This is a genomic window from Alteraurantiacibacter aquimixticola (assembly GCF_004965515.1).
Taxonomy (GTDB): Bacteria; Pseudomonadota; Alphaproteobacteria; order Sphingomonadales; family Sphingomonadaceae; genus Alteraurantiacibacter; species Alteraurantiacibacter aquimixticola.
Genome location: NZ_SSHH01000002.1, coordinates 289,725 through 310,001 on the forward strand (window position 1 = coordinate 289,725; position 20,277 = coordinate 310,001).

At 65.0% G+C, this 20,277-nt stretch carries 14 protein-coding genes and 1 tRNA gene; 4 read left to right on the forward strand and 11 right to left on the reverse strand.

The features are described from left to right. Position 1: 1 nt before the first annotated feature. Genes E5222_RS07835 through E5222_RS07845 form a run of 3 tightly spaced genes read right to left on the reverse strand, consistent with a single transcriptional unit; the run spans position 2 to position 5,761 of the window. The gene (locus E5222_RS07835) at positions 2-3,499 is read right to left on the reverse strand and encodes an error-prone DNA polymerase (RefSeq protein ID WP_136693213.1); all 3,498 of its coding nucleotides are present in this window, start codon (positions 3,497-3,499) and stop codon (positions 2-4) included. Continuing rightward, complete coding sequence (locus E5222_RS07840; RefSeq protein ID WP_211196120.1) at positions 3,499-5,049, reverse strand: DUF6504 family protein; 1,551 nt, start codon at positions 5,047-5,049, stop codon at positions 3,499-3,501. Before E5222_RS07840 ends, E5222_RS07835 begins: the two co-directional genes overlap by 1 nt. Next, a complete protein-coding gene (locus E5222_RS07845) occupies positions 5,000-5,761 on the reverse strand; it encodes a hypothetical protein (protein WP_136693215.1) in 762 nt (253 codons plus the stop codon). The genes E5222_RS07840 and E5222_RS07845 overlap by 50 nt, the downstream gene beginning before the upstream one ends. 136 nt (positions 5,762-5,897) lie before the next feature. On the opposite strand from E5222_RS07845, the gene E5222_RS07850 reads away from it, so the two are divergent. Beyond that, complete coding sequence (locus E5222_RS07850; RefSeq protein WP_136693216.1) at positions 5,898-6,368, forward strand: pyridoxamine 5'-phosphate oxidase family protein; 471 nt, start codon at positions 5,898-5,900, stop codon at positions 6,366-6,368. 62 nt (positions 6,369-6,430) lie between these two features. Here the strand turns inward: E5222_RS07850 and E5222_RS07855 are convergent, their stop codons facing one another. Further along, a complete protein-coding gene (locus E5222_RS07855) occupies positions 6,431-7,870 on the reverse strand; it encodes a sodium-dependent transporter (protein ID WP_136693217.1) in 1,440 nt (479 codons plus the stop codon). A gap of 86 nt (positions 7,871-7,956) precedes the next feature. Here E5222_RS07855 and panB point away from each other — a divergent pair, with 86 nt between their 5' ends. Beyond that, on the forward strand, positions 7,957-8,826 hold the full coding sequence (gene panB, locus E5222_RS07860) for a 3-methyl-2-oxobutanoate hydroxymethyltransferase (RefSeq protein ID WP_136693218.1): 870 nt from the start codon (positions 7,957-7,959) through the stop codon (positions 8,824-8,826). 94 nt (positions 8,827-8,920) lie between these two features. Then, the gene (locus tag E5222_RS07865) at positions 8,921-9,985 is read left to right on the forward strand and encodes a DUF475 domain-containing protein (protein WP_136693219.1); all 1,065 of its coding nucleotides are present in this window, start codon (positions 8,921-8,923) and stop codon (positions 9,983-9,985) included. Here the strand turns inward: E5222_RS07865 and E5222_RS07870 are convergent. Genes E5222_RS07870 through E5222_RS07890 form a run of 5 tightly spaced genes read right to left on the reverse strand, consistent with a single transcriptional unit; the run spans position 9,966 to position 17,606 of the window. Beyond that, a complete protein-coding gene (locus tag E5222_RS07870; protein ID WP_136693220.1) occupies positions 9,966-10,934 on the reverse strand; it encodes a bile acid:sodium symporter in 969 nt (322 codons plus the stop codon). The genes E5222_RS07865 and E5222_RS07870 overlap by 20 nt on opposite strands. A 46-nt stretch (positions 10,935-10,980) precedes the next feature. Next, positions 10,981-12,756, reverse strand: coding sequence for a tetratricopeptide repeat protein (locus tag E5222_RS07875; RefSeq protein ID WP_169053523.1), 1,776 nt, complete (start codon positions 12,754-12,756; stop codon positions 10,981-10,983). Beyond that, positions 12,740-14,104: a PEP-CTERM-box response regulator transcription factor gene (gene prsR, locus E5222_RS07880; protein WP_136693222.1), complete on the reverse strand. Its 1,365-nt coding sequence runs from the start codon at positions 14,102-14,104 to the stop codon at positions 12,740-12,742. The genes E5222_RS07875 and prsR overlap by 17 nt, the downstream gene beginning before the upstream one ends. Further along, the gene (gene prsK, locus E5222_RS07885; protein WP_136693223.1) at positions 14,104-16,224 is read right to left on the reverse strand and encodes an XrtA/PEP-CTERM system histidine kinase PrsK; all 2,121 of its coding nucleotides are present in this window, start codon (positions 16,222-16,224) and stop codon (positions 14,104-14,106) included. Before prsK ends, prsR begins: the two co-directional genes overlap by 1 nt. Continuing rightward, a complete protein-coding gene (locus tag E5222_RS07890; RefSeq protein WP_136693224.1) occupies positions 16,221-17,606 on the reverse strand; it encodes a TIGR03013 family XrtA/PEP-CTERM system glycosyltransferase in 1,386 nt (461 codons plus the stop codon). Before E5222_RS07890 ends, prsK begins: the two co-directional genes overlap by 4 nt. A gap of 193 nt (positions 17,607-17,799) precedes the next feature. Between E5222_RS07890 and E5222_RS07895 the strand changes: the two genes are divergently transcribed. Next, a complete protein-coding gene (locus E5222_RS07895; protein WP_136693225.1) occupies positions 17,800-18,321 on the forward strand; it encodes a hypothetical protein in 522 nt (173 codons plus the stop codon). 15 nt (positions 18,322-18,336) lie between these two features. Here E5222_RS07895 and E5222_RS07900 read toward each other — a convergent pair whose 3' ends face one another. Beyond that, positions 18,337-20,127: an SLC13 family permease gene (locus E5222_RS07900; protein ID WP_246021707.1), complete on the reverse strand. Its 1,791-nt coding sequence runs from the start codon at positions 20,125-20,127 to the stop codon at positions 18,337-18,339. 40 nt (positions 20,128-20,167) lie between these two features. Further along, a tRNA-Leu gene (locus E5222_RS07905) sits at positions 20,168-20,252 on the reverse strand. Positions 20,253-20,277: the final 25 nt, after the last annotated feature.

A 20,277-nucleotide genomic window follows, 5' to 3' on the forward strand; every position in this document is an offset into this window, starting at 1 on the left:
CTCAGTGAAAGTCGCGAGACTTGGGAAGTATCCGCGCATCGCGTGGATGGCCGCAGGTATTGGGGAGCTCGTCGATCAGGTCCCACGGACGGATCGCCCTGCTCCCCGGAAGCGGGCTGTTCACATGGTCGGCCCGGGCGACGGGCGCGTTGAGCAGGTCGTCCGACAGGCGATGCAGGTCCTGCGTCGCATCACTCATATGCTGGGCGATGACGTGGATCACCTCGTCATCATATTCCACCCGTCCGCGCACTTCCATCAACCGTGATCCCATCACCACGCGGCGCTGCTTCTCCTTCAGGTCCGGCCAGACGACGAGGTTGATGACCCCCGTCTCGTCCTCCAGCGTGATGAAGCATACGCCTTTCGCCGAGCCCGGCCGCTGGCGGATCAGCACCACGCCCGCCACATTGACCATGGAGCGGAACTTGCGGTCCCTGAGGTCGCAGGCGCGCACGAAGCCGCGCTCAGCCAGCGAGGCGCGCAGGAAAGCCATAGGATGCGCTTTCAGCGACAGGCGCGTGGTCTGGTAATCGGCCACCACCTCCTCCGACAAAGGCATTTGCGGCAGGATGGCCCGGCCCTTCTCCGCCCCCTCCCCACGCAGCTGCGCATGGGCGAAGAGCGGCAGGTCCGGCGCGGCCACGAGGCTGCGCGCGTCCCACAGCGCCTGCCTGCGCGAAAGATCGAGCGAGGTGAAGGCATCCGCACTGGCGAGCCGCTCGATATGCGAAGGCGATATCCGTGCCCGTTCGCGCAAGTCCTCCACATCGCGGAACGGCCCGCCTTCCGCCCGCGCTGCCACGAGTTGCGCGGCGACATGTTCGGGCAGGCCGTCCACCTGGCGCAGGCCGAGGCGCATGGCGATGGCGCGAGTCTCGCAATCTGGATTCCCGCCTTCGCGGGAATGACGAGGAGCGATTTCCTCCAGCGTGCAGTCCCAGTCGCTGTGGTTCACATCCACCGGCAACACTTCCACTTCATGCTCGCGCGCATCGCGCACGATCTGCGCGGGGGCATAGAATCCCATCGGCTGCGAATTGAGCAGCCCACAGGCGAAGGCGGCGGGGAAATGGCATTTGAGCCAGCTGGAAACATAGACGAGATGCGCGAAGCTGGCGGCGTGGCTCTCAGGGAAGCCATATTCACCGAAGCCCTTGATCTGGTTGAAGCAGCGCTGGGCGAATTCGGGATCGTAGCCGCGCTCGACCATGCGCCCGACCATCATGTCCTCATGCTCGTGGACCATGCCGCGGCTGCGGAAAGTCGCCATGGCCTTGCGCAGGCGATTGGCCTCGATCGAACTGAACTTCGCCGCGTCGATGGCGATCTTCATCGCCTGTTCCTGGAAGATCGGCACGCCGTAGGTCCGGCCGAGGATCGAGGAAAGCTCGTCCGGGGGCCCGTGTTCGGGTGCCGGTCCGGGAAGATGAAAATCCGTCTTGCCTTCGCGCATTTTCCTGCGCTGCTTGAGATAGGGATGGACCATGTCGCCCTGAATCGGCCCTGGCCGCACGATCGCGACTTCGACCACCAGATCGTAGAAGATGCGCGGACGCAGGCGCGGCAGCATGTTCATCTGCGCCCGGCTCTCCACCTGGAACACGCCGAGTGAATCGCCCTTGCAGAGCATGTCGTAAACGGCCGGGTCTTCCTGCGGGACCGTGGCCAGGGTCAGCGACCTTCCGTGATGGTCCTTCAGCAGGTCGAGGCATTTCCTGATGCAGGTCAGCATGCCCAGCGCGAGTACATCGACCTTGAAGATGCCGAGGTCGTCGATGTCGTCCTTGTCCCATTCGATGAAGCTGCGATCGGGCATCGCGCCATTGCCGATCGGCACTGTCTCGGTCAGCAGGCTATCCGTCAGGATGAAACCGCCGACATGCTGGCTGAGATGGCGCGGCATACCGATCATCTGTTCGGCCAGCTTGAGCACGCGCTTCAGGTGCGGATCACCCAGGTCCATCCCCGCCTCCGCGACGTGCTTCTCGTCGATCTCCCGGCCCCAGCTGCCCCATACGGTGCGCGCCAGCGCGGAGGTGACGTCTTCCGACAGGCCCATCGCCTTGCCGACTTCCCGGATCGCCATGCGCGGGCGGTAGTGGATGACGGTAGCGCACAGGCCGGCCCGGTCCCGCCCGTACTCCCTGTAGATATGCTGGATCACCTCCTCGCGCCGCTCATGCTCGAAATCGACATCGATATCGGGAGGCTCGCTTCGCTCTTCGGAGAGAAAGCGGTCGAACAGCAATTGGTGCTCGGCCGGATCGACGCTGGTGATGCCGAGGCAGAAACACACCGCCGAATTGGCCGCGCTGCCGCGTCCCTGGCACAGGATCGGCGGCGTCCGGCTACGCGCAAAGTCGACGATTTCCTTGATGGTGAGGAAATAGGGGGCAAGATCGAGCTTGCCGATCAGCCCCAGCTCATATTCCAGCGTTTTGCCAACCTTGCCGGGCACACCATCGGGATAGCGCCATTTCGCCCCCTCCCATGTCTGCTGCTCCAGATATTGCTGGGACGTCATGCCATCGGGGTACGTCCGCTTCGGATATTCGTAGCGCAGCTCGTCAAGGCTGAAGCTGCAGGCATCGGCCACGTCGCGCGCGGCCTTGAGCGCATGCGGCCATGGTTCGAACAGGCTCGCCATCTCCTCGGGGCCTTTCAGGTGCCGTTCGGCATTGGCCTGGAGCAGGTGGCCGGCGGCAGCGACCGTGGTCTTGTGGCGGATCGCGGTCATCACGTCCTGCAGCGGGCGGCGATCGGGCGCGTGGTAATGCACGTCGTTCGTCGCGAGGATGGACAAGCCGTTTGCCCGCGCCAGGGCATCGAGCCGGTTGATCCGGGCAATGTCATCCCCACGATAGAGATGGCTAGCGGCGATATGGCGCATGGTCGGCAGGTTACGCGCAAGATGCGGGAGGATGTCCGCCAGCGGGCCGGTAATCGCACGCCGCGCCGACTTGGCAGGATCGTCCAGCGCAACGACATTGTCCGCCACCTCCAGCGTGAAGCGCTGCGCCAGGTCTTCCGGCGGGAGGAGGATCAGTTGCACACCCTCGGCATGGTCGGCGAGCATGGCAAGGTCGATGTCGCACTCGCCCTTGGCCTGCCATTCACCCTCGATCGTCCGCATGCGCCCGGCGGAGATCAGACGGCACAGGCGCCCGTAACCGGCCCGGTCCTGCGGATAGGCAAGGAAGGGAAGACCTTCGACTGTTTCTATCCTGCAACCGATAACCGATTTTATCTTAAGTGTTTTTGCCTCCGTATGGACGCGCACCACGCCCGCCATGCTGTTCGTATCGGCAATCCCCAACGCATCGTAGCCGAGCGCCCGCGCCTGCGTGACCAGATCCACTGCATCGGACGCGCCGCGCAGGAAGGAGAAGCAGCTCGCCACGCCCAGTTCGACAAAGGCCGCGCGCTGGGGCGGCTCTATCGCCGTGGGATCGAGCTCTATCCGCCGCTTGTCCGGAGTGAGGGGGATATCGGGCATCAGGCGAAGAGGCCCTGCAGGTACCAGTCGGGCATACCGCCGCGCCCGTCTCCGGCGAGGCCTGCGCGGTAGATCCAGTAGCGGCGCCCCTCCCCATCCTCGATCCGGTAATAGTCGCGCAGGCGGGCAGAGCCCTTCTCGCGCCACCATTCGGGCGCAATCCGCTCGGGCCCTTCCACCCGCACCACCTCATGCACCCCGCCGCGCCAGCGGAAGCGCCGGGGATAGCCGTCGGGGCTGGCATAAAGCACTGCGATCTGTTCTGGAGTTTCTAGCAATTTCAGCGGCCTGTAATGCAAATCGAGTAGGTCTTGCGAAGTCTTCTCCGGCTCCAGCGGCGACTGCCAGGTCTGCGCGCGTTCAGGCACATGGCTGGCGCGCGGGACCGGGCGGCGCACCGCCTTGGGGCCAAGGCGCACGGTGAGCCTGTCGATACAGGCGGCGAGCGAGGTGCCATGCTCCTCGGCTACGGCGTCGAGATCGGCCTGCGCCAGCGCCAGCGGCTCGGTCCAGCTGGCGAGGAGGCGCAGCATCTCGATCCCGAAACCGGCATCGACATCATCGAGCCGTGCGGCGAAGAGACGGCAGATGTGGCTCGCATCGCGGGTGGCGGCGGCGAGTTCGAGGCGGCGCACCGCTACTTCTCCATCGACGCGCCACATGCCCAGCTCCAGCCGCCTTGCGCCCTCCCCTCGCGCCTCGAGCGTGCGGACCATGTCCTCGGCCAAATCCTCCAGCACGCGGTCGAGCAGGCTGCGGTGGCGGATCGGCTCGAGCAAGCGGCGCTGTACTAGCGGGGCCTCCACCGCCACCACCGGCAACAACGGCTCCGGCACGCGGCCGAGCAGCTGGTCCATGCGGACGAGCGGGTTGGCAGAGGGCGAGCGGCGGTTGCGGAAGCGGCGCTGGATGGCATCGCGACCTGCACCTTCGTCCTCGATCCCCAGCAGGTCCCCCAGCCGCTTGAGGCCGAGGCGACGCAACACCAGCAGTACGTCGCCGTCGAGACGCAATGCCGCGACCGGAAGCGTGGAGAGGCGCGCAGCCCCGTCCTCACCCGCGCCAAGGATGGTGCCCGCCGGCGCGTAATGCGCCAGCGCCCAGGCAGCACCCGCCGTGGGAGCGATGGCAGCGCGGGCGGCAAGGCCCTGCGCGGCAAAGCGGGCGTGGGCGTCCTCCAGCAGCGCTTCTTCCCCACCGAACAGGTGCGCGACCGCGGTCACGTCCACCAGCAAGCCGTCGGGGGCGTCCATGGCGGACCATGGCCCCCAACGCTGCGCCCACACAGTCAGCCGCTCGAGAAAAGCGAGATCGCCCGCCGGGTCGCCGGGAACGGCCTTGAGCGAGGGACACAAAGTGCGCGCATCGGCCAGCATCATGCCGGGCGCGGCGCCCGCCTCCGCGCCCGCATCATTGGCCGCATCGACGCGCGGGCCATGCGCGGTCTCGGTAATCAGCGCCAGCGGCAGGGCATCGGCGCCCTCACCCCGCGCGCAGCCTTCAGAGTGCCGCCAGCGATCGAGCGCCAGCCGTTGCAGCCAGATCGCCATGATCCGGCGATCGGGCCTCCTGCTCGGCCGGACGCTCGGCGGCGAGGGACGTTCCGTCATCGCGCAGGATCCATTCTCCAGGGGGATAGGCACGGGCGCGGAACAGCGCGGCATGCCAGCTGGGCTGGCCGGGCGCGGCGGGGTTCCAGCGCGGGGGCGGTGAAGCGGCGGAGCGGACCTGCCAGCGCATGCGGGCGGAACTGGTGTCACGCTGCGCGTCATGGCGGATGAGGAACAGTGGCACGCCATGCTGCTCCGCCGCCAGGCTCAGCCGTCTTGTGGCGGTGAGGTCCAGCGCGCGCGGATTGCCGGCAAGCTCCCCGATCACGCAGGCGAGGTCGCGGCAGCGCATCCCCTCCTCCAGCGCGAAGAGCGCATCCTCCACCTTGCGCGCGGCAACATGGATCAGCCGGTGGCGCAGTTCGCGCGGCAGGCCGGGGCGATAGGGAACGCCGTTGCGGCGACGCGAGAGGTCGTCCTGTACCCACAGCACCGCCTTCTCCTCCAGCCGCTCCTTGTCGAGACCGCGCATGTCGTCGAGCGCCAGCGCCAGCGCGCAGGCCGCCCCGCCCGCCTCATCGGCAGAGGCGAAGACCTCGCTATGCAGCGCACGCGCGGTGTCGGGCCAGCGACCCAGGCCCGGGCGCCAGCGGGATGCAGGCTCACCCGGCAGAACCAGCTGGGCGGCCTTGGGAAGGGCAGACAAATCCATGCGAATCGCTCCAATGTTCTATTTATGTTCTTATTGCCGCCTATTGCAATCCCCGTCGCGGCTTTCGCACGGCTCATGGACGATATCGGAACACTCGCCCTCCCCAGCCCGTTGGGAAGGCAAAGGAGATAATACGATGACCTCGACAACCGAACTCAAGCACAGCTTCTGGAAGGCCCTGGCAGAAAGCCCCTTCCTGTTCCTGCAGCTGGACAGCGATCCCGACACCGCAGTGCCGATGACCGCCCAGTTGGACAAGCAAGCCAACGGCGCGATCTGGTTCTTCACTCGCAAGGATCATACCTTCGCCAAAGGCGGCGCGGCCACCGCGACATTCTCCGGCAAGGACAACCAGATCTTCGCCCGCTTCACCGGTACGCTGGTACCAGAACTCAGCCGCGAGCGGCTCGAGAAGCAATGGTCGAGCGTGGCCGAAGCATGGTTCCCCGGCGGCAAGAACGATCCGAACCTGCTGATGCTGCGGATGGACCTTGGCAAGGCCGAGATCTGGAACAGCGACCTCGGCTTTATCGATAATGCCAAGATGCTGATGGGATTCGACGTGCGCGAGGAAGCGCGCAAGGAACACGCGGAAACCGCGCTCTGACGCGATAACCGCCACCCGATTTGGGAGAGCCGCCGTCCGGGACCTGCCCGGGCGGCGGTTTTCTATGCGCCGAGCAGGCTGGGGAAGAGGCCGAAGAGCAGGATGAGGAACACCGCCACCGGGGCAAGCCAGGCCACCAGCCCGCGCCACAGCATGAACATGCCGCCGCTCAGGCCGCTTTCCACTTCCACCAGCCGGCGATCCGCGCGCCAGCCAATGAAGATCGCCAGGCCTAGCCCTGCCAGCGGCAGCATTAGCCGTCCGGTAATCCCGTCGATACTGTCGAGGATATCGGCATTCTCGAAAATGCCCCAGAAGGACAGCAACCGCACATCGCTCCACGTGCTGTAGCCCAATGCGCAGGCGCAGCCGATCAGGAAGGCCAGAACCGCGACCAGAACCGCCGCCACCGGGCGCGCCAGCCGCAGCCGGTCGATCACAAAGGCGGTCGGCCCTTCCAGCAGCGAGATCGAACTGGTCAGCGCGGCAAAGAAGATGAGGATGAAGAAGGCGAGCGCCATGAATGCGCCACCCGGCATGCCCTGGAACGCAACGGGCAGCGACTGGAAGATCAGCGAGGGTCCTGCCGCGGGATCCAGCCCGGCGCTGAACACGATCGGGAAGATCATCAGGCCGGCAAGGATCGCCACCGCCGTATCCGCTGCCGCAATGGTCGCCGCCGTGGGCGCCAGCCGCACATTCTTCGGCACATAGGAGCCATAGGTGATGATCGCCGCCGACCCGAGGCTGAGCGAGAAGAAGGCCTGCCCCAGCGCCTCATTCATCACCGAGGGCGAGAGCTTGGAGAAGTCGGGTGTGAACAGAAAGGCCACGGCTTGCGCAAAGGCGCCTTCGAACGCGCCGTAGATGGTGATGACCACCAGCAGCACGAAAAAGGCAGGCATCAGCCATTTCGCCGCCTTCTCGATCCCGTCATGTACGCCGACCATCACGATGCCGAGCGTGACTGCCATGAAGGCTGCATGCAGCGCGATCATCCGGCCCGGGCTCTCGAACAGCGCGCCCATCAGCCCGGTCACCTCTTCCTGCGACTGTCCGGCGAAGGAACCGGCCAGAGGCGCGCCGGCAAACAGGCTGGAGAGGAAATCCCCGCCAGTCAGCAGCACGTAATTGAGCACCCAGCCGGCAACGACCGAATAGAAGGACAGGATCAGGAAGGCCGCCAACACCTCGACCCCGCCGAAGAAGGACCAGGCGCGGCTGCGCCGTGATTTCTCCGCCACATCGCCGACGGAGCCGACCGCATCGGCATGTCCGCCGCCCGCACGCCCGATCAGGATTTCGGTGAGCAGCATCGGCAGGCCGATGAGCAATACGCACAACACATAGACCAGCACGAAGGCACCGCCGCCATTTTCCCCCGCGAGCGTCGGGAAACGCCAGATATTGCCCAGCCCCACCGCCGCGCCGATCGCGGCGAGCACGAAGGCCGATTTTGATGACCAGCCATCACTCGATGCAGCGGTACCGGAAAGTGCCATCGCGTATCCTTCTTGTCCCGAGATGCTTCGAAGTGATGCATAGAAAACCCCCTCGCGTCGAGGGGAGGGTCTGCTAGAAGGCCGACATGTCCACGACCTTCAATCTCGATACCTCCACCAGTCGCGCCAATCCCACGCCGCAGCCGATGCGCCGCCTTACCGTTCCGGCGATCCGCGAACGCAAGCAGGATGGCGTGACCCAGCAGCCCATCGTCATGCTGACCGCCTATACAGCGCGGCAGGCGCAGCTGCTCGATGCACATTGCGATATGTTGCTGGTGGGCGATTCACTCGGCCAGGTGATCTACGGCCTGCCCTCCACCATCCCGGTGACGCTGGAGATGATGGCGAACCACGCCGCTGCCGTCGTGCGCGGCTCCTACCATTCGGTCGTGGTGGTCGACATGCCTTTCGGTTCCTACGAGGGCTCACCTCAGGATGCTTTCGACAGCGCCGCCTTCCTGCTGAAGGAAAGCGGGGCGGCCGCGGTCAAGCTGGAAGGCGGGGAGGCGATGGCCGAAACGGTCGAATTCCTCGTCAAGCGCGGCATTCCGGTGATGGGCCATGTCGGCCTCACGCCCCAGGCCGTGAACGTGCTGGGCGGCTACAAGGCGCGCGGGCGCGATGATGCGGAAGCGGACAAGATCGTCGGCGATGCCAAGGCGCTGTGCGCGGCAGGCGCCTTTGCTATCGTGGTCGAAGGCGTGGTGGAACCCATTGCCATTGCCGCCACCAAGGCGGTCGATTGCCCCACCATCGGCATCGGCGCCTCCGCCCAATGCGACGGGCAGGTGCTGGTGACCGAGGACATGCTGGGCATGTTCGAACGCGTGCCGCGCTTCGTGAAGCGTTACGAGAACATCGCCGAGACCATTGCCGGTGCCGCCGAAACCTATGCAAGCGAAGTGCGCGCACGGACTTTCCCGGGCGAGGAACAGACCTACCAACCCAAATAGGCAGAGAAACAACCGCGCATAGCTTCGGCAGGAACCTTGTGCGGCGCAAAACGCTGCTCTAGCCGAAACCACATCTGACTTACCGAGGACTTCAATGGCAACGCTCAAGCGTTTCTACGGCTTTTCGCTGATTTTCACGCTCATCTGCCTGGGCCTTGGCGCCTGGTATGGCTGGGTGAGCACGGGCACCGTATCGGGCACAGCGGCGATGCTGTGGATCATCGTGGTGCTGTCCGTGCTCGAAATCTCGCTCAGCTTCGACAATGCCGTGGTCAATGCCTCGGTGCTGAAGGACATGGACAAGGTCTGGCAAAAGCGCTTCCTGACCTGGGGCATTGCCTTTGCCGTGTTCGGCATGCGCATCGTCTTCCCGCTTGCCATCGTGGCCATCGCGGCAGGTCTTGGTCCGATGGAGACAATCAACCTCTCGCTGAACAATCCGCGCGAATATGAGCGGATCGTAAGCTCTGCCCATGTCGGCATTGCCGGTTTCGGAGGCGCGTTCCTTGCGATGGTGGGCCTGAAGTTCTTCTTCGACCTCGACAAGGACGTGCACTGGATCTTCAAGATCGAGGAATGGCTGTCGAAATTCGCGGCCCTTCCCGCTGCTGAGATTGCCATATTGCTGCTGGTACTGTGGGGCATTTCCGGCCTGCTTCCCCCGGAAGAGGCGCTGACTTTCCTGATCGCGGGTATCCTGGGCCTCGTCACCTTTATCGCGGTGGAAGGGATCAGCACCATGCTCGAACTGCATGAGGAGAAGCAGCGGCTATCGGGCGCAGTGGTGCGCAGCGGGCTTGGCGGCTTCCTCTATCTCAACGTGCTGGACGCCAGCTTCAGCTTCGACGGCGTGATCGGTGCCTTTGCGCTGTCCAACAACATGATCGTGATCGCGCTGGGCCTGTCGATCGGTGCGATGTTCGTGCGTTCGATGACCATCCACCTCGTCGAAAAGGGCACGCTGGCGCAATATCGCTTCCTCGAGAACGGAGCGTTCTGGGCGATCATCGTGCTGGGCGGCATCATGCTGGCTTCCGCCAAGTTCCACATTCCCGAAACGATCACCGGCCTGATCGGCGCGGCGCTGATCTTCCTGTCGCTATGGTGGTCGGTGCGCCACAACAGGCGCAATGGGGATGCTAGTCCGACTGCCGATTGAGGCGGTTCGCCAGCGGGGCGGACAGCACCAGCTGCAACAGGTGATAAACGAGCACGGGCAGCAGCAGCAGTCCGGCAACGGCAGGCGGGAACAGCACGCTGGCGAGCGGCGCGCCCAGCGCGATGCTCTTCTGCGCACCGGCGAAGAGGAAGGATATACGCTCCGCCCGCGCCAGCCCGAGAACGCCTGACAGAAGCCAGGACCCGCCGAAGCCGAGCGCGAGGAACACCACTACCAGCGCCAGCAACACAGCCCAGTCCGCGCCACTCACCTGCGTCCACAGGCCTTGCTCCACCGCGCCCGAAAAGGCGACATAGACGGCGATGGCGATGCAGGTCTTGTCCGCCCATCCGACGAGGCTTTTCCGCTCGCGTACCCATTCCCCCGCCCAGCCCTGCGCCAGCTGGCCCAGCGCGAAGGGCAGCAGCAGGATGATCGCGATGCGCCGCAAGCCGCCCATGTCGATGCCCACATCTGCCGTGCCCGCCAGCAGCGCCAGCAGCGGCGCGGTGACGAAGACCCCCGCAACATTGATCACCGCCGCCGCGACGACAGACACGGCGACATTGCCTCCCCCCAGCGAGGAATAGGAGGTCGCCGATTGCACGGTGGAAGGCAGGATGCCGAGGAACAGCAGGCCGAGCGCGACCTGTTCGGGCAGGATGCTTACTCCCAACCGCCACAGCACCCAGCCCGCCGCGCCCATGCCAAGGAAACACCATAGGCCCAACGGGAGCAGGAAGCGCCAGTTGCCGATGCCCGCTACCACTTGCTGGCGCGGAAGGCGCAAGCCGTTCAGCAGGAACAGCAGGAAAATCGCGCAATCGGAGATGGTCCGGGCAATTGCGCGGTCCTCGCCCATGACAGGTACGACGGAGGCAAGCAGGATCGCCAGCAGCAACAGGCGGACCAGCGGATCGAAAGCGGAAAGGATGCGCGTGATCGCCATGTGTTGCGACCTGCCGTGCGCGGCAGGCGCTGTCCAGAGCTAGCTGTCAGCGGGCCTGAGCCTTGAGCGAAAGGGCCTGCACGGAGGCTGGCTTGCCGCCGCCCAGTTCTATCGCGCGCGCCAGAACCTGTGCGACCCTGCGGTTGGAGCGCGAGAGGTCATGCGCCGTGCTCGCGGCCACAAGCGCCTCGGCCTGATTGCCCAGCGCCAGCTCCATTTCGGCAAGCTCCGCGAGCAAGGCGGGATCGCGCTCACCACCGGCGAATTGCGCCGCCTGTCGCAGCAGGAGCGTGGCACGCGAGGGGTTTCCGGCGGCGCGATGCAGCCGGGCGAGCATAACAATCGCCTCCTGGTCGCGCGGGTTTTGCAGGATATGCTCCGCCAGCATGCGGCGCGCCTGTGCCATGCGGTCCTGCCGGATCAGGATCGCCGCCATGCGCTGGACCACAGGCCAGTTGCTGCGCAACTCAGCCGCCGCGCGATAGCGCTCTAGAGCCGCAACCTCGTCGCCCGCCAATGCGCGAACATCGCCTGCCAGCATCTGCAGGTCGAGCGAGCCCGGAAACCGTTCGAGGAAATCGGCCACGGCCCGCTCAGCCGCAGCCCTCTCGCCATCGGCCAGCAGGATCCGCAACTGCATCACCGGGTGCGAGGGGTCGCGCAGATTCCCGTAATCGTCGCGCGGCAGGAAAGCCGGGTGCGGAGACGGAGCCAGCGGAAGCGGCGCAGCGGCACGATCGAGATAAACGCCCGCTTTGCCCCGCTCGCCCAACTGCTCATGCGCGCGTGCGGCCAGTGTCAGCACATAGGGTGAGGCATCGCTGCGCTCGACCAGCGGTTCGAGCAGGCTTGCCGCCACATTGGCCTCGCCATTCGCGACCAGCACGCGGCTCAGCATCAGCAGCGCGCTTTCGTTGAAAGGCTGCAACCGGCGCAGCGCGTCGAAATGCGCGACCGCCAACGCATAATTGCCGCCCCGAAATTCAAGGATGCCCGACACGGCGAGACCCGCCGCCGTACGGTCGAAAGTCTTGTCTGTGCGCCACCAGATGCGCCGCGCTAGGTCATCCTCGCCCGCCCGCGCCGCGAGGATCGCCTGGATGTAAAACGCGTAGGGCGTCTCGCCGCCCAACTCGACCAGCTCGCGTGCCGCGGCGAGGCTGCGCGCATGTTCGCCGGCATCGCCCAAAGTCGCGGCATATTGGGCGAGTAGTCCGCCATCTTCGGGCGCATTGGCGAGCGCGCGCTCGAAAACCGATAGCGCAGCGCGCAAGCCCTGCACGTCGCGTGTCAGCTGGGCGTAGAATTCCAGCGCACGCGGTTCCCCCGGATCGATCCGCACCGCTTCGTTTGCCGCCTCCAGCGCCAGCCGGTGCTGGCCCGCACGATAGCGCATGCGGCCAATATCGACCCAGACCTCACCATCCACTTCGCCCATGGCGATCATCCGGTCGAAGATCTCGGCGGCGGCGGGCAGATTGTCCTCGGACAGTTCCAGCCGGGCAAGCGCATGCAGGCCCCGCTTGCGCGTCGCGGCATCGAATCCGGCACCGGCGAGCCACTGGCGCGCGTCGCGCAGGTCTCCCTGCAGGAACTCGCCCGCTCCGATCAGCGCGGCGACCTGGCTGCGGCTCGCGCCTTCCTCCAGCGCGCGCTTGCCAGCTACTTCGGCGGCAACGCCATCGCCGCGGTCGAGCGCGGCCAGGGCCTCGGCAATCGCATCATCCGCAGGCGCGGCCGACAGGGGACCGACCAGCGCGGCCGCCGCAAGGCAGCCCGCCGCCAGCCCTGCCAGCCAGCGCCTGTCAGGTTTGCAGGTCATATTGCTTGAGGAGGTCGTACAGCGTCGGCCGGCTGATCCCGAGCATCTTGGCGGTGCTGGAGATATTGCCCTCGCTCCGGGCCAGCGCATGGCGGATGACCTTGCGATCGGCCTGCTCGCGCGCGCTCTTCAAATTGAGTACGTCGCCCTCCTCCTCCGCCGCAGTCCCAAGGTCGAGATCCTCGGCATGGACGAGCTTGCCATCGGCCATGATCACCGCGCGCTTCACACGGTTTTCCAGCTCGCGGACATTGCCGGGCCACGGCCAGCCGTCGATTGCCGCCAGCGCATCGGGCGCAAAGCCGGTAACGGACGGATTCATCTCATCGGCAAAGCGCTTGAGGAAAGCCTTGGCGAGCAGGGTCGCATCGCCCGGACGCTCGGCCAGCGAGGGCACCTTGATGACCACTTCGGCGAGGCGATAGAACAGGTCCTCGCGGAAAGCCCCCTCGCCGATCATCTTTTCCAGGTCCTGATGCGTGGCGCAGACGATGCGCGTGTCGACCGGGATATGCTTGCGCCCGCCGATCCGCTCGATCGTGCGCTCCTGGATGAAACGCAGCAGCTTTACCTGCAGCGGCAGCGGGATATCGCCAACTTCGTCAAGGAACAGCGTACCGCCATCGGCCTGCTCGATCTTGCCCTCGGTGGTCTTCACGGCCCCCGTGAAGGCGCCCTTCTCATGGCCGAACAGCTCGCTTTCGAGCAGGTTTTCGGGGATCGCCGCGCAGTTGATCGCAACGAAGGTTCCGTCGCGCCGGTCGCTCGCATCGTGGAGGCCGCGGGCGAGCAGTTCCTTGCCCGTCCCGCTCGCACCCAGCAGCATGACCGAGACATTGGTATTGGCCACGCGCTCGATCGTGCGCGCAACTTTCACCATTTCGGGCGCGGCAGTGATCATCTGGCCGAGCACACGGTTGCCCTCGCCCGCCTGCGCCGCCAGCTTGCGGTTCTCCGCCTCGATAGCGAAGAGATTGAAGGCACGGCGCACGATCAGGCCCAGCTGGTCGATATCCACCGGCTTCTGGTAGAAGTCGTAGGCCCCGCGCTCGATCGCGGTCAGCGCGCTTTCGCGCGCACCATGGCCGGAGGCGACGATCACCTTGGTATCGGGCTTCAGCGCCATGATCTCATCGAGCACGGCAAAGCCCTCCGTGGTGCCATCGGGATCGGGCGGCAGGCCGAGGTCCAGCGTCACCACGCTGGGTGCTTCCGAACGCAGCGCGGCGATCGCGCTGGCACGGTCGCCCGCGATCACCACGTCGAAATCGTCATAGGCCCATTTGAGCTGGGCCTGCAGTCCCTCGTCATCCTCGACGATCAGGAGTTTGGGCTTGTTGTCCGCCATCAGGCGACCTCCGCATTATTGTTCGAATTGCCTTTGAGCGTGTTCATCAGCTTGGCCGCTTCGGAGAGCGGCAGCACGATGATGAAGCGCGTGCCGATGCCCTCGCGCGATTCCACATCCAGCCTGCCGCCCATGGCGCGCACAAGTTCGCGCGATTCAAACGCGCCGATACCGAAGCCGCCCTGTTTCGACGAATGGAACGGCTTGAACAGCTTTGTCCGGACAAACTCCGGGCTCATACCGCTGCCGGAATCGACCACCTCGATCGTGGCGTTCGCACCATCGACGCGCTGGTCGATGAAGACGGGCGTGGCGGGTCTGCTGGCATCGATCGCGTTCTGCACCAGATGCACCAACGCCTGTTCAAGCGCCTCGGGATCGCCGTTGACCGCGCATTCGTCGCGTTCAAGCAGGACGACCTGATGCTTGTCGGTGAACTGTGCCGCCACGCGGTCGATCACCGCATTGAGGTCGAAAGGCTGGTGCGCCCCGCCGCCTTGCGCGCCATAGCGGCCAAGGCGGTTGAGCAGCGCCTGCAGCTTGTCGGTAGAGTTGCGCAGGGTGAGGATCATGTCCGCGCGGAATTCGGGCTTCTCGGCATGCTTTTCCGCATTGCCCGCCAGCAGGGAGAGCTGGCTGGCGAGGTTCTTGATGTCATGCATGACGAAGGCGATGCGGCGGTTGAACTCGTCAAAACGCTGCGCCTCGCCCAGTGCGTCCTGGCTGGTCTGTTCGGCAAGGTAGCTGGCAAGCTGGCGGCCGATCACGCGCAACAGGTCGAAATCCTCCCAGTCGAGCAGCCGGGCAACCGGCGGGCGCGAGAGAATAACAACGGCAAGCAAGCGCTCGTAATGGAGAAGCGGCACCATGGCCCAGGCTTCCTGGTCCTCCAGCAGCCATTGCGGGCAGGCAGCAGCGGGAATCGACTCCGTGCGGCCATTGCGCAGATCGTCGATGTCGAGGATGAACTGGCTCTCCTCGAAAAAGCGTGCTCCAGCAATCGAAAGCGCCTCTGCAGGCACGGCGGCCTGCGGCCAGTTCCAGCGCGCGTCCAGCGTCATCCCGCCTTCGTCGCGCGGCGTCAGCAGCAGCCCGCGCGGACTGTCGGTGATGTCGGCCACCGCCTGCACCGCGCGCTCGTGCAAAGGCGCCGCCTGCGGCCCGGCACGGCCGATCGTATCGGTGAAGCGCAGCCATTCGGCGCGATAGTCATAACGGTGCTGGAACAGGTGCTTGGAAATCGTCACCCGCAGCCAGCTGCGCAAATGCTGCGAGGGGAGGAAGGCAAGCGCAATGCCGGTGGCGGCAATCACGAAACCGAACTGCATCAGCGGCGAGAAGTCGCGGCCGGCATAGGCGATGGCCTGCGCGATCAGCACCATCACCAGCAGGTAAGCGCCGATGATCGCCAGCGAGAAGGAGCGGAAAGCGAAGCTGCGCGACGGCTTGAAGCGCAGTTCCTTGTCAGCCCTCAACATGCCGAAGCCGAGCAGGGCAGTCGAGGCGAGGATCGCCAGAGACCTCAGGTCGATCAGCGCGGCCGGCGTCTCACTGGCGAGATAGGCAATGGTGTAGAGATTGAGGTCGTAGAGCCACAGCACCGCCAGCGCCGCTGCGGGCAATTGCAGCGAGCGCCGCGCCTGCTGCGCCGCGCCGACATAGAGGTTGTGCACCAGCACCAGCGCGCCAATGCAGAACAGCAGCCGGAACATGATCGCGAAATTGAGCAGGAGTTCCTGCGCCGCCGGATCACCGGCATAGGACATGCGGGTGAAGGTGAAGCCGACCTGCACCAGCTCCAGGAATGTCAGCACAAAGATCACCGGCTTCACCGGCCCCAGGCTCTTGTCCCGCTCGTCATGTGCGAAAAGGGCAAAGAGCAGCCACAGCCAGGCGAAATAGGTCGCGCTGACCAGCAGCTGGATAACCTCCGCCTCGGGATCCATCGCCGCGCTGGCGATCGCCCAGACGGCGCTGATGCCCAGCGCCAGCGCGGCGCGGCGCATTACCGTCCCGGCGGCTTCCCTTCGGGCGAGCAGGCGCACAACCAGCAGGATTGCGCCGACCGCTGCCGCGACGTGCAGACCGTCGATCACGAGATTCCAGACCAGCCCGGTCATCGTGCGCCCTCCGGCCACAGGATCACGCGCATCGTCTGCAGCAGGATCAGCAGGTCGAGGAATGGCGTGTAGTTCTTGGCGTAGTAGAGGTCGTATTCCAGCTTGCGCCGGGCGTCCTCGATGCTCGCGCCGTAGGGGTAGTTGATCTGCGCCCACCCGGTAATGCCGGGCTTCACCATGTGCCTTTCGGCGTAGAAGGGCAGCTTCTCTTCCAGGTCGGAGACGAATTGCGGCACTTCCGGGCGCGGACCGACGAAGCTCATTTCGCCCTTCAGCACGGTCCAGACCTGCGGCAGCTCATCGATCCTGAGCTTGCGGATGAAGGCGCCGATGCGGGTGATGCGCGGATCCGCCTTCTCTGCCCATTTCGCGCCGTCCTTTTCCGCATCGGCACGCATCGAACGCAGCTTCACCAGCGTGAATCTCTGCCCGTAAATGCCGATGCGCGTCTGGCGGAAGAAGGCAGGGCCCTTGCTGTCCAGCTTCACCAGCAGCGCGAATGTCGCGATCACGGGGAGGGTGAGGACTAGCAGCACGAGGCTAGCGAGAACGTCGAAAATGCGCTTCACCGCGCTCGACACCGCACGGCCAGAGGAAAACCCGTCGGAGAAGATCAGCCAGCTGGGGTTTAGTGTGTCGAGATCGACGCGGCCCGTCTCGCGCTCCATGAAACTGGAGAAGTCGTTGACATGGACGCCCAGCGTCTTGATCCGCAGCAGGTCCTTGAGCGGCAGGGCATTGCGGCGCTCCTCCAGTGCCAGCACCACTTCGCTCGCCCCCAGCGTGGCGACATGGCGTGACAGGTCATCGATGGCGGAACGCGGGATCGCCTCTTCGATCACGGGGGCCTGCGCGCCCATGCTGACAAAGCCGACCACCGAAAAGCCGCTTTCGGGCTTAAGCCCCAGCGCACGCAGGCGGCGGGCCCGGTCGCCCGCGCCCAGCACCAGCACGCGGCGGCGAAAGGCCGATGCGCCAAGGATGCCGCCCACGATCAGCCGGTTGGCCATCAGGAAGACGATCGACAGGCCCATCGCGTAAAGCAGGATGGAGCGCCACCAGGTCTGCCCTGGCAGGATGAAATCGAGGAAACCGAGCCCGAGCACAGCGAGGCTCACCGCTACCAGCAGGCGCGCGCCTGCAAAGCGCATCGAGCGCAATGCATCGGCGCCGAATACGCCCACAGCGATCATCGCGGTCATGGTAACCACGGAGATGAAACCCATGGTCGGCAAGCGATCGAGGAGGCTGCCAGGGTCCATCCCGATCTGCCCCGCGCGCAGCAGCCATGCCAGGTTGTTCGCCCCGAGCAGCAGCACGAAGTCGATCAACCCCAGCAACAGAACCGCATGCGGTACGTAATGTTTGAAAAGTCGGATCATTGCTCCAAGCCGGTCGCAGGGGGTGGCTTTTTCCAACCCATGCACCGGCGATTAGGAGCGAGAGGTGAAATGTCGGTAAATTTTACACTCCTGCGGCGAAAAAGCTTTCCGCCGCAGAAAGGTGTCGCGGTAAACCGAAATTAACCAGTTTCGCCCCGGTCATGGTTAAGGTTTGGGCTCCTATGGGCCCGGGATGGCGCAGCTTAGCAAGCCCCCTATCCCCTATGAAATGTATCGCCATTTCGCGGTGGTCACGCTGATGATCACGGCCGCCATTGCCATGTTCGCGCATGGCGAGAATGAGGAGCTGGAGGCTGCCCGTACCCCGAGCGAGGAGGTGCCGCAAAGCAAAACCGGCGCCAGCCAGGAAGAGAGCGACACGCCCAAATATGGCGAAGCGCAGCTGACCCGCCGCGATGGCGCCACCAATCTGGGGAGCTTCGGCGAAGAAGCCAATTTCTCCGATGGCTATGGCCAGGCAAGCGCCTTTAACGGCCGCAATGACATCGTCTCCGTCGAGTTGCCGGCGGACAATTCCGAAAATGCAGGATTTACCGCCGCCCATCTCGACAAGCTGAGCGAGGAAGAGCTGCAGGACCTGCTGCGCGAACTGGAGGAAGGCGGCATCGAAAACGCGCGCGAACGTCAGCGGGTGATGGCCGTGCTCGAAGCCGCCTCGCGCCGCCGCAGCGGACATCGTGAACACGCGCTATAGGCGCGCGGCCTCGCGCTACATGTCGTAGGAGACCACCAGCAACAGGCTGAGCGTCGCCACCATCAGCAAAACCAGCGGCACGCCGGTGCGCAAATAGTCAGCGAAGCGGTAATTCCCCTCCGACATGATCAGCATGTTGGTCTGGTAGGCGATCGGCGTTGCGTAGCAGAGGTTGCAACCGAACAGCACCGCCAGGATCAGCGGCTCTTCCGGCAGGCCCAGCGTCGCGGCGATGTTGAAGGCGATCGGCGTACCCACCGTGGCGGCCGTGGCGTTGGAGGCGAAATTGGTCAGCAGCGTCACGAACAGCATGATCGCCGCCAGCACGCCCGCAGGCGGCAGATATTGCAGCCCTAGTGACATGGCCTGACCCAGCCAGCCCGCCGCCCCGCTATCGAGGATGATGCGCCCGATGGCGATGCTCGCCGCCACCAGCACGATCACCTTGGCGGAGAGAGCGCGGCCCACGCGGTCGAACTTCACGCAGCCGGTCAGGAACATCAGGATCGCCCCGCCCAGCGCGGCGATGGCGATGGGGAACAGGCCGATGGAGGCGGTGAAGACCGATCCGAACATGATCGCGGCCGACAGCAGCGCCTTGGACCGGCGGGGCATGTCCTTGGCGCCTTCGAGCTGCAGCAGGCTGTCGCCACTGGCGAAATCCTGGATCCCCTCCGGCAGGCCCATGACCAACAGCACGTCGCCTTCGGAAAGGCGGATCTCCTCCTCCGTGCTGATGACGGGCCGATTGCTGACGAGCCTTTCGGGACGGTGAATGCCGAGCACCGCCACGCCGTAATTGTCGGCAATGCCCGATGTCGCCAGCGTGCGGTTGATGATGCGCGAATCCGCGGTCACCACCATTTCCACCACCTGGATATCTTCTTTCCCGCTGGCCGAACGCTGGCGGATGCGATCCATCACCCAGCCGGGCGCAACCTTGCCCTTGAGCATGCGGTTGGCTTCCTCCAGCGCATCATGCGTGCCGGAAATCAGCAGCCGCTGGCCGGCGGCGAAGGGGCCGTCGGGCCGTTCCTCGAACCGGAAATCCTGCGGCAGCTTTTCCATCACCTCATCGAAATGCTTGCCGACGAGTTCGCTGTCCGGCGTCACGCGCATGCGGGTGTAGAAGCGGCGCACGGCCTGGATTTCGTCCGGACTGTTGTCCGGCAGCAGACGCGGCATGACCAGCCACAGATAGGGCAAGGCGACCAGCGCAGCGGCCAGCACGATCGGCGTGTAATGAAACACCGACATTTCCGGCATGCCGAGATCGGTGGCGATGGAGACCACCAGCAGGTTGGTAGAGGTGCCGATGGTCGTCGCCATGCCGCCGATCAGCACGGCGGCGTTGAGCGGGATCAGCGTCTTGGAAGCAGGCATGGCCCCGCGCTGCGCCAGCGCCACGAAGATCGGCAGCAGCAGCACCAGCACGGGCGTGTCGTTGACGATCATCGACAGGAACAGCGCCAGCAGCAGGGAAACGAGCAGGCCTAGCTGGAGATTGATCTTCCAGACCTTCTCCAGCGCCCGCGCCGCAGGCTCCAGCGCCCCTGTCACCACCAATCCGCGCCCCATGATCATCAGCGCGCAAATGGTGATCAGCGCATAATGGCCGAATCCGCCGAATGCGAGCGTCAGCCCGTCAGTGCGCGTGGTGTGCGGCAGCGGGTAGAAGTAGAGGCCGACCGCGATAATCGCGATGGTCAGCAGGGAGACGATTTCAGTGGTGAACCAGCCGCGCGCGAAAGCGATGAACACGCCGATTGTCAGCACCATGGCAGCAATCGCGTGATAGGAAGGCATGTCGATCACGCTGGGGGTCCCCAAACCGGGTGAGACAGGATGGTACCTCCGGCCGGACTCGAACCGGCACTTCCGAAGAAACTCGATTTTGAGTCGAGCGCGTCTACCAATTCCGCCACGGAGGCCTGCCTCATGTCCATGCGATTAGCG

Bases quoted from the DNA above. Each gene is read 5' to 3' on its own strand.
- E5222_RS07835 (WP_136693213.1), bottom strand. From the start codon at position 3,499: ATGCCCGATATCCCCCTCACTCCGGACAAGCGGCGGATAGAGCTCGAT.
- E5222_RS07840 (WP_211196120.1), bottom strand. From the start codon at position 5,049: ATGGCGATCTGGCTGCAACGGCTGGCGCTCGATCGCTGGCGGCACTCT.
- E5222_RS07845 (WP_136693215.1), bottom strand. From the start codon at position 5,761: ATGGATTTGTCTGCCCTTCCCAAGGCCGCCCAGCTGGTTCTGCCGGGT.
- E5222_RS07850 (WP_136693216.1), top strand. From the start codon at position 5,898: ATGACCTCGACAACCGAACTCAAGCACAGCTTCTGGAAGGCCCTGGCA.
- E5222_RS07855 (WP_136693217.1), bottom strand. From the start codon at position 7,870: ATGGCACTTTCCGGTACCGCTGCATCGAGTGATGGCTGGTCATCAAAA.
- panB (WP_136693218.1), top strand. From the start codon at position 7,957: ATGTCCACGACCTTCAATCTCGATACCTCCACCAGTCGCGCCAATCCC.
- E5222_RS07865 (WP_136693219.1), top strand. From the start codon at position 8,921: ATGGCAACGCTCAAGCGTTTCTACGGCTTTTCGCTGATTTTCACGCTC.
- E5222_RS07870 (WP_136693220.1), bottom strand. From the start codon at position 10,934: ATGGCGATCACGCGCATCCTTTCCGCTTTCGATCCGCTGGTCCGCCTG.
- E5222_RS07875 (WP_169053523.1), bottom strand. From the start codon at position 12,756: ATGACCTGCAAACCTGACAGGCGCTGGCTGGCAGGGCTGGCGGCGGGC.
- prsR (WP_136693222.1), bottom strand. From the start codon at position 14,104: ATGGCGGACAACAAGCCCAAACTCCTGATCGTCGAGGATGACGAGGGA.
- prsK (WP_136693223.1), bottom strand. From the start codon at position 16,224: ATGACCGGGCTGGTCTGGAATCTCGTGATCGACGGTCTGCACGTCGCG.
- E5222_RS07890 (WP_136693224.1), bottom strand. From the start codon at position 17,606: ATGATCCGACTTTTCAAACATTACGTACCGCATGCGGTTCTGTTGCTG.
- E5222_RS07895 (WP_136693225.1), top strand. From the start codon at position 17,800: ATGGCGCAGCTTAGCAAGCCCCCTATCCCCTATGAAATGTATCGCCAT.
- E5222_RS07900 (WP_246021707.1), bottom strand. From the start codon at position 20,127: ATGCCTTCCTATCACGCGATTGCTGCCATGGTGCTGACAATCGGCGTG.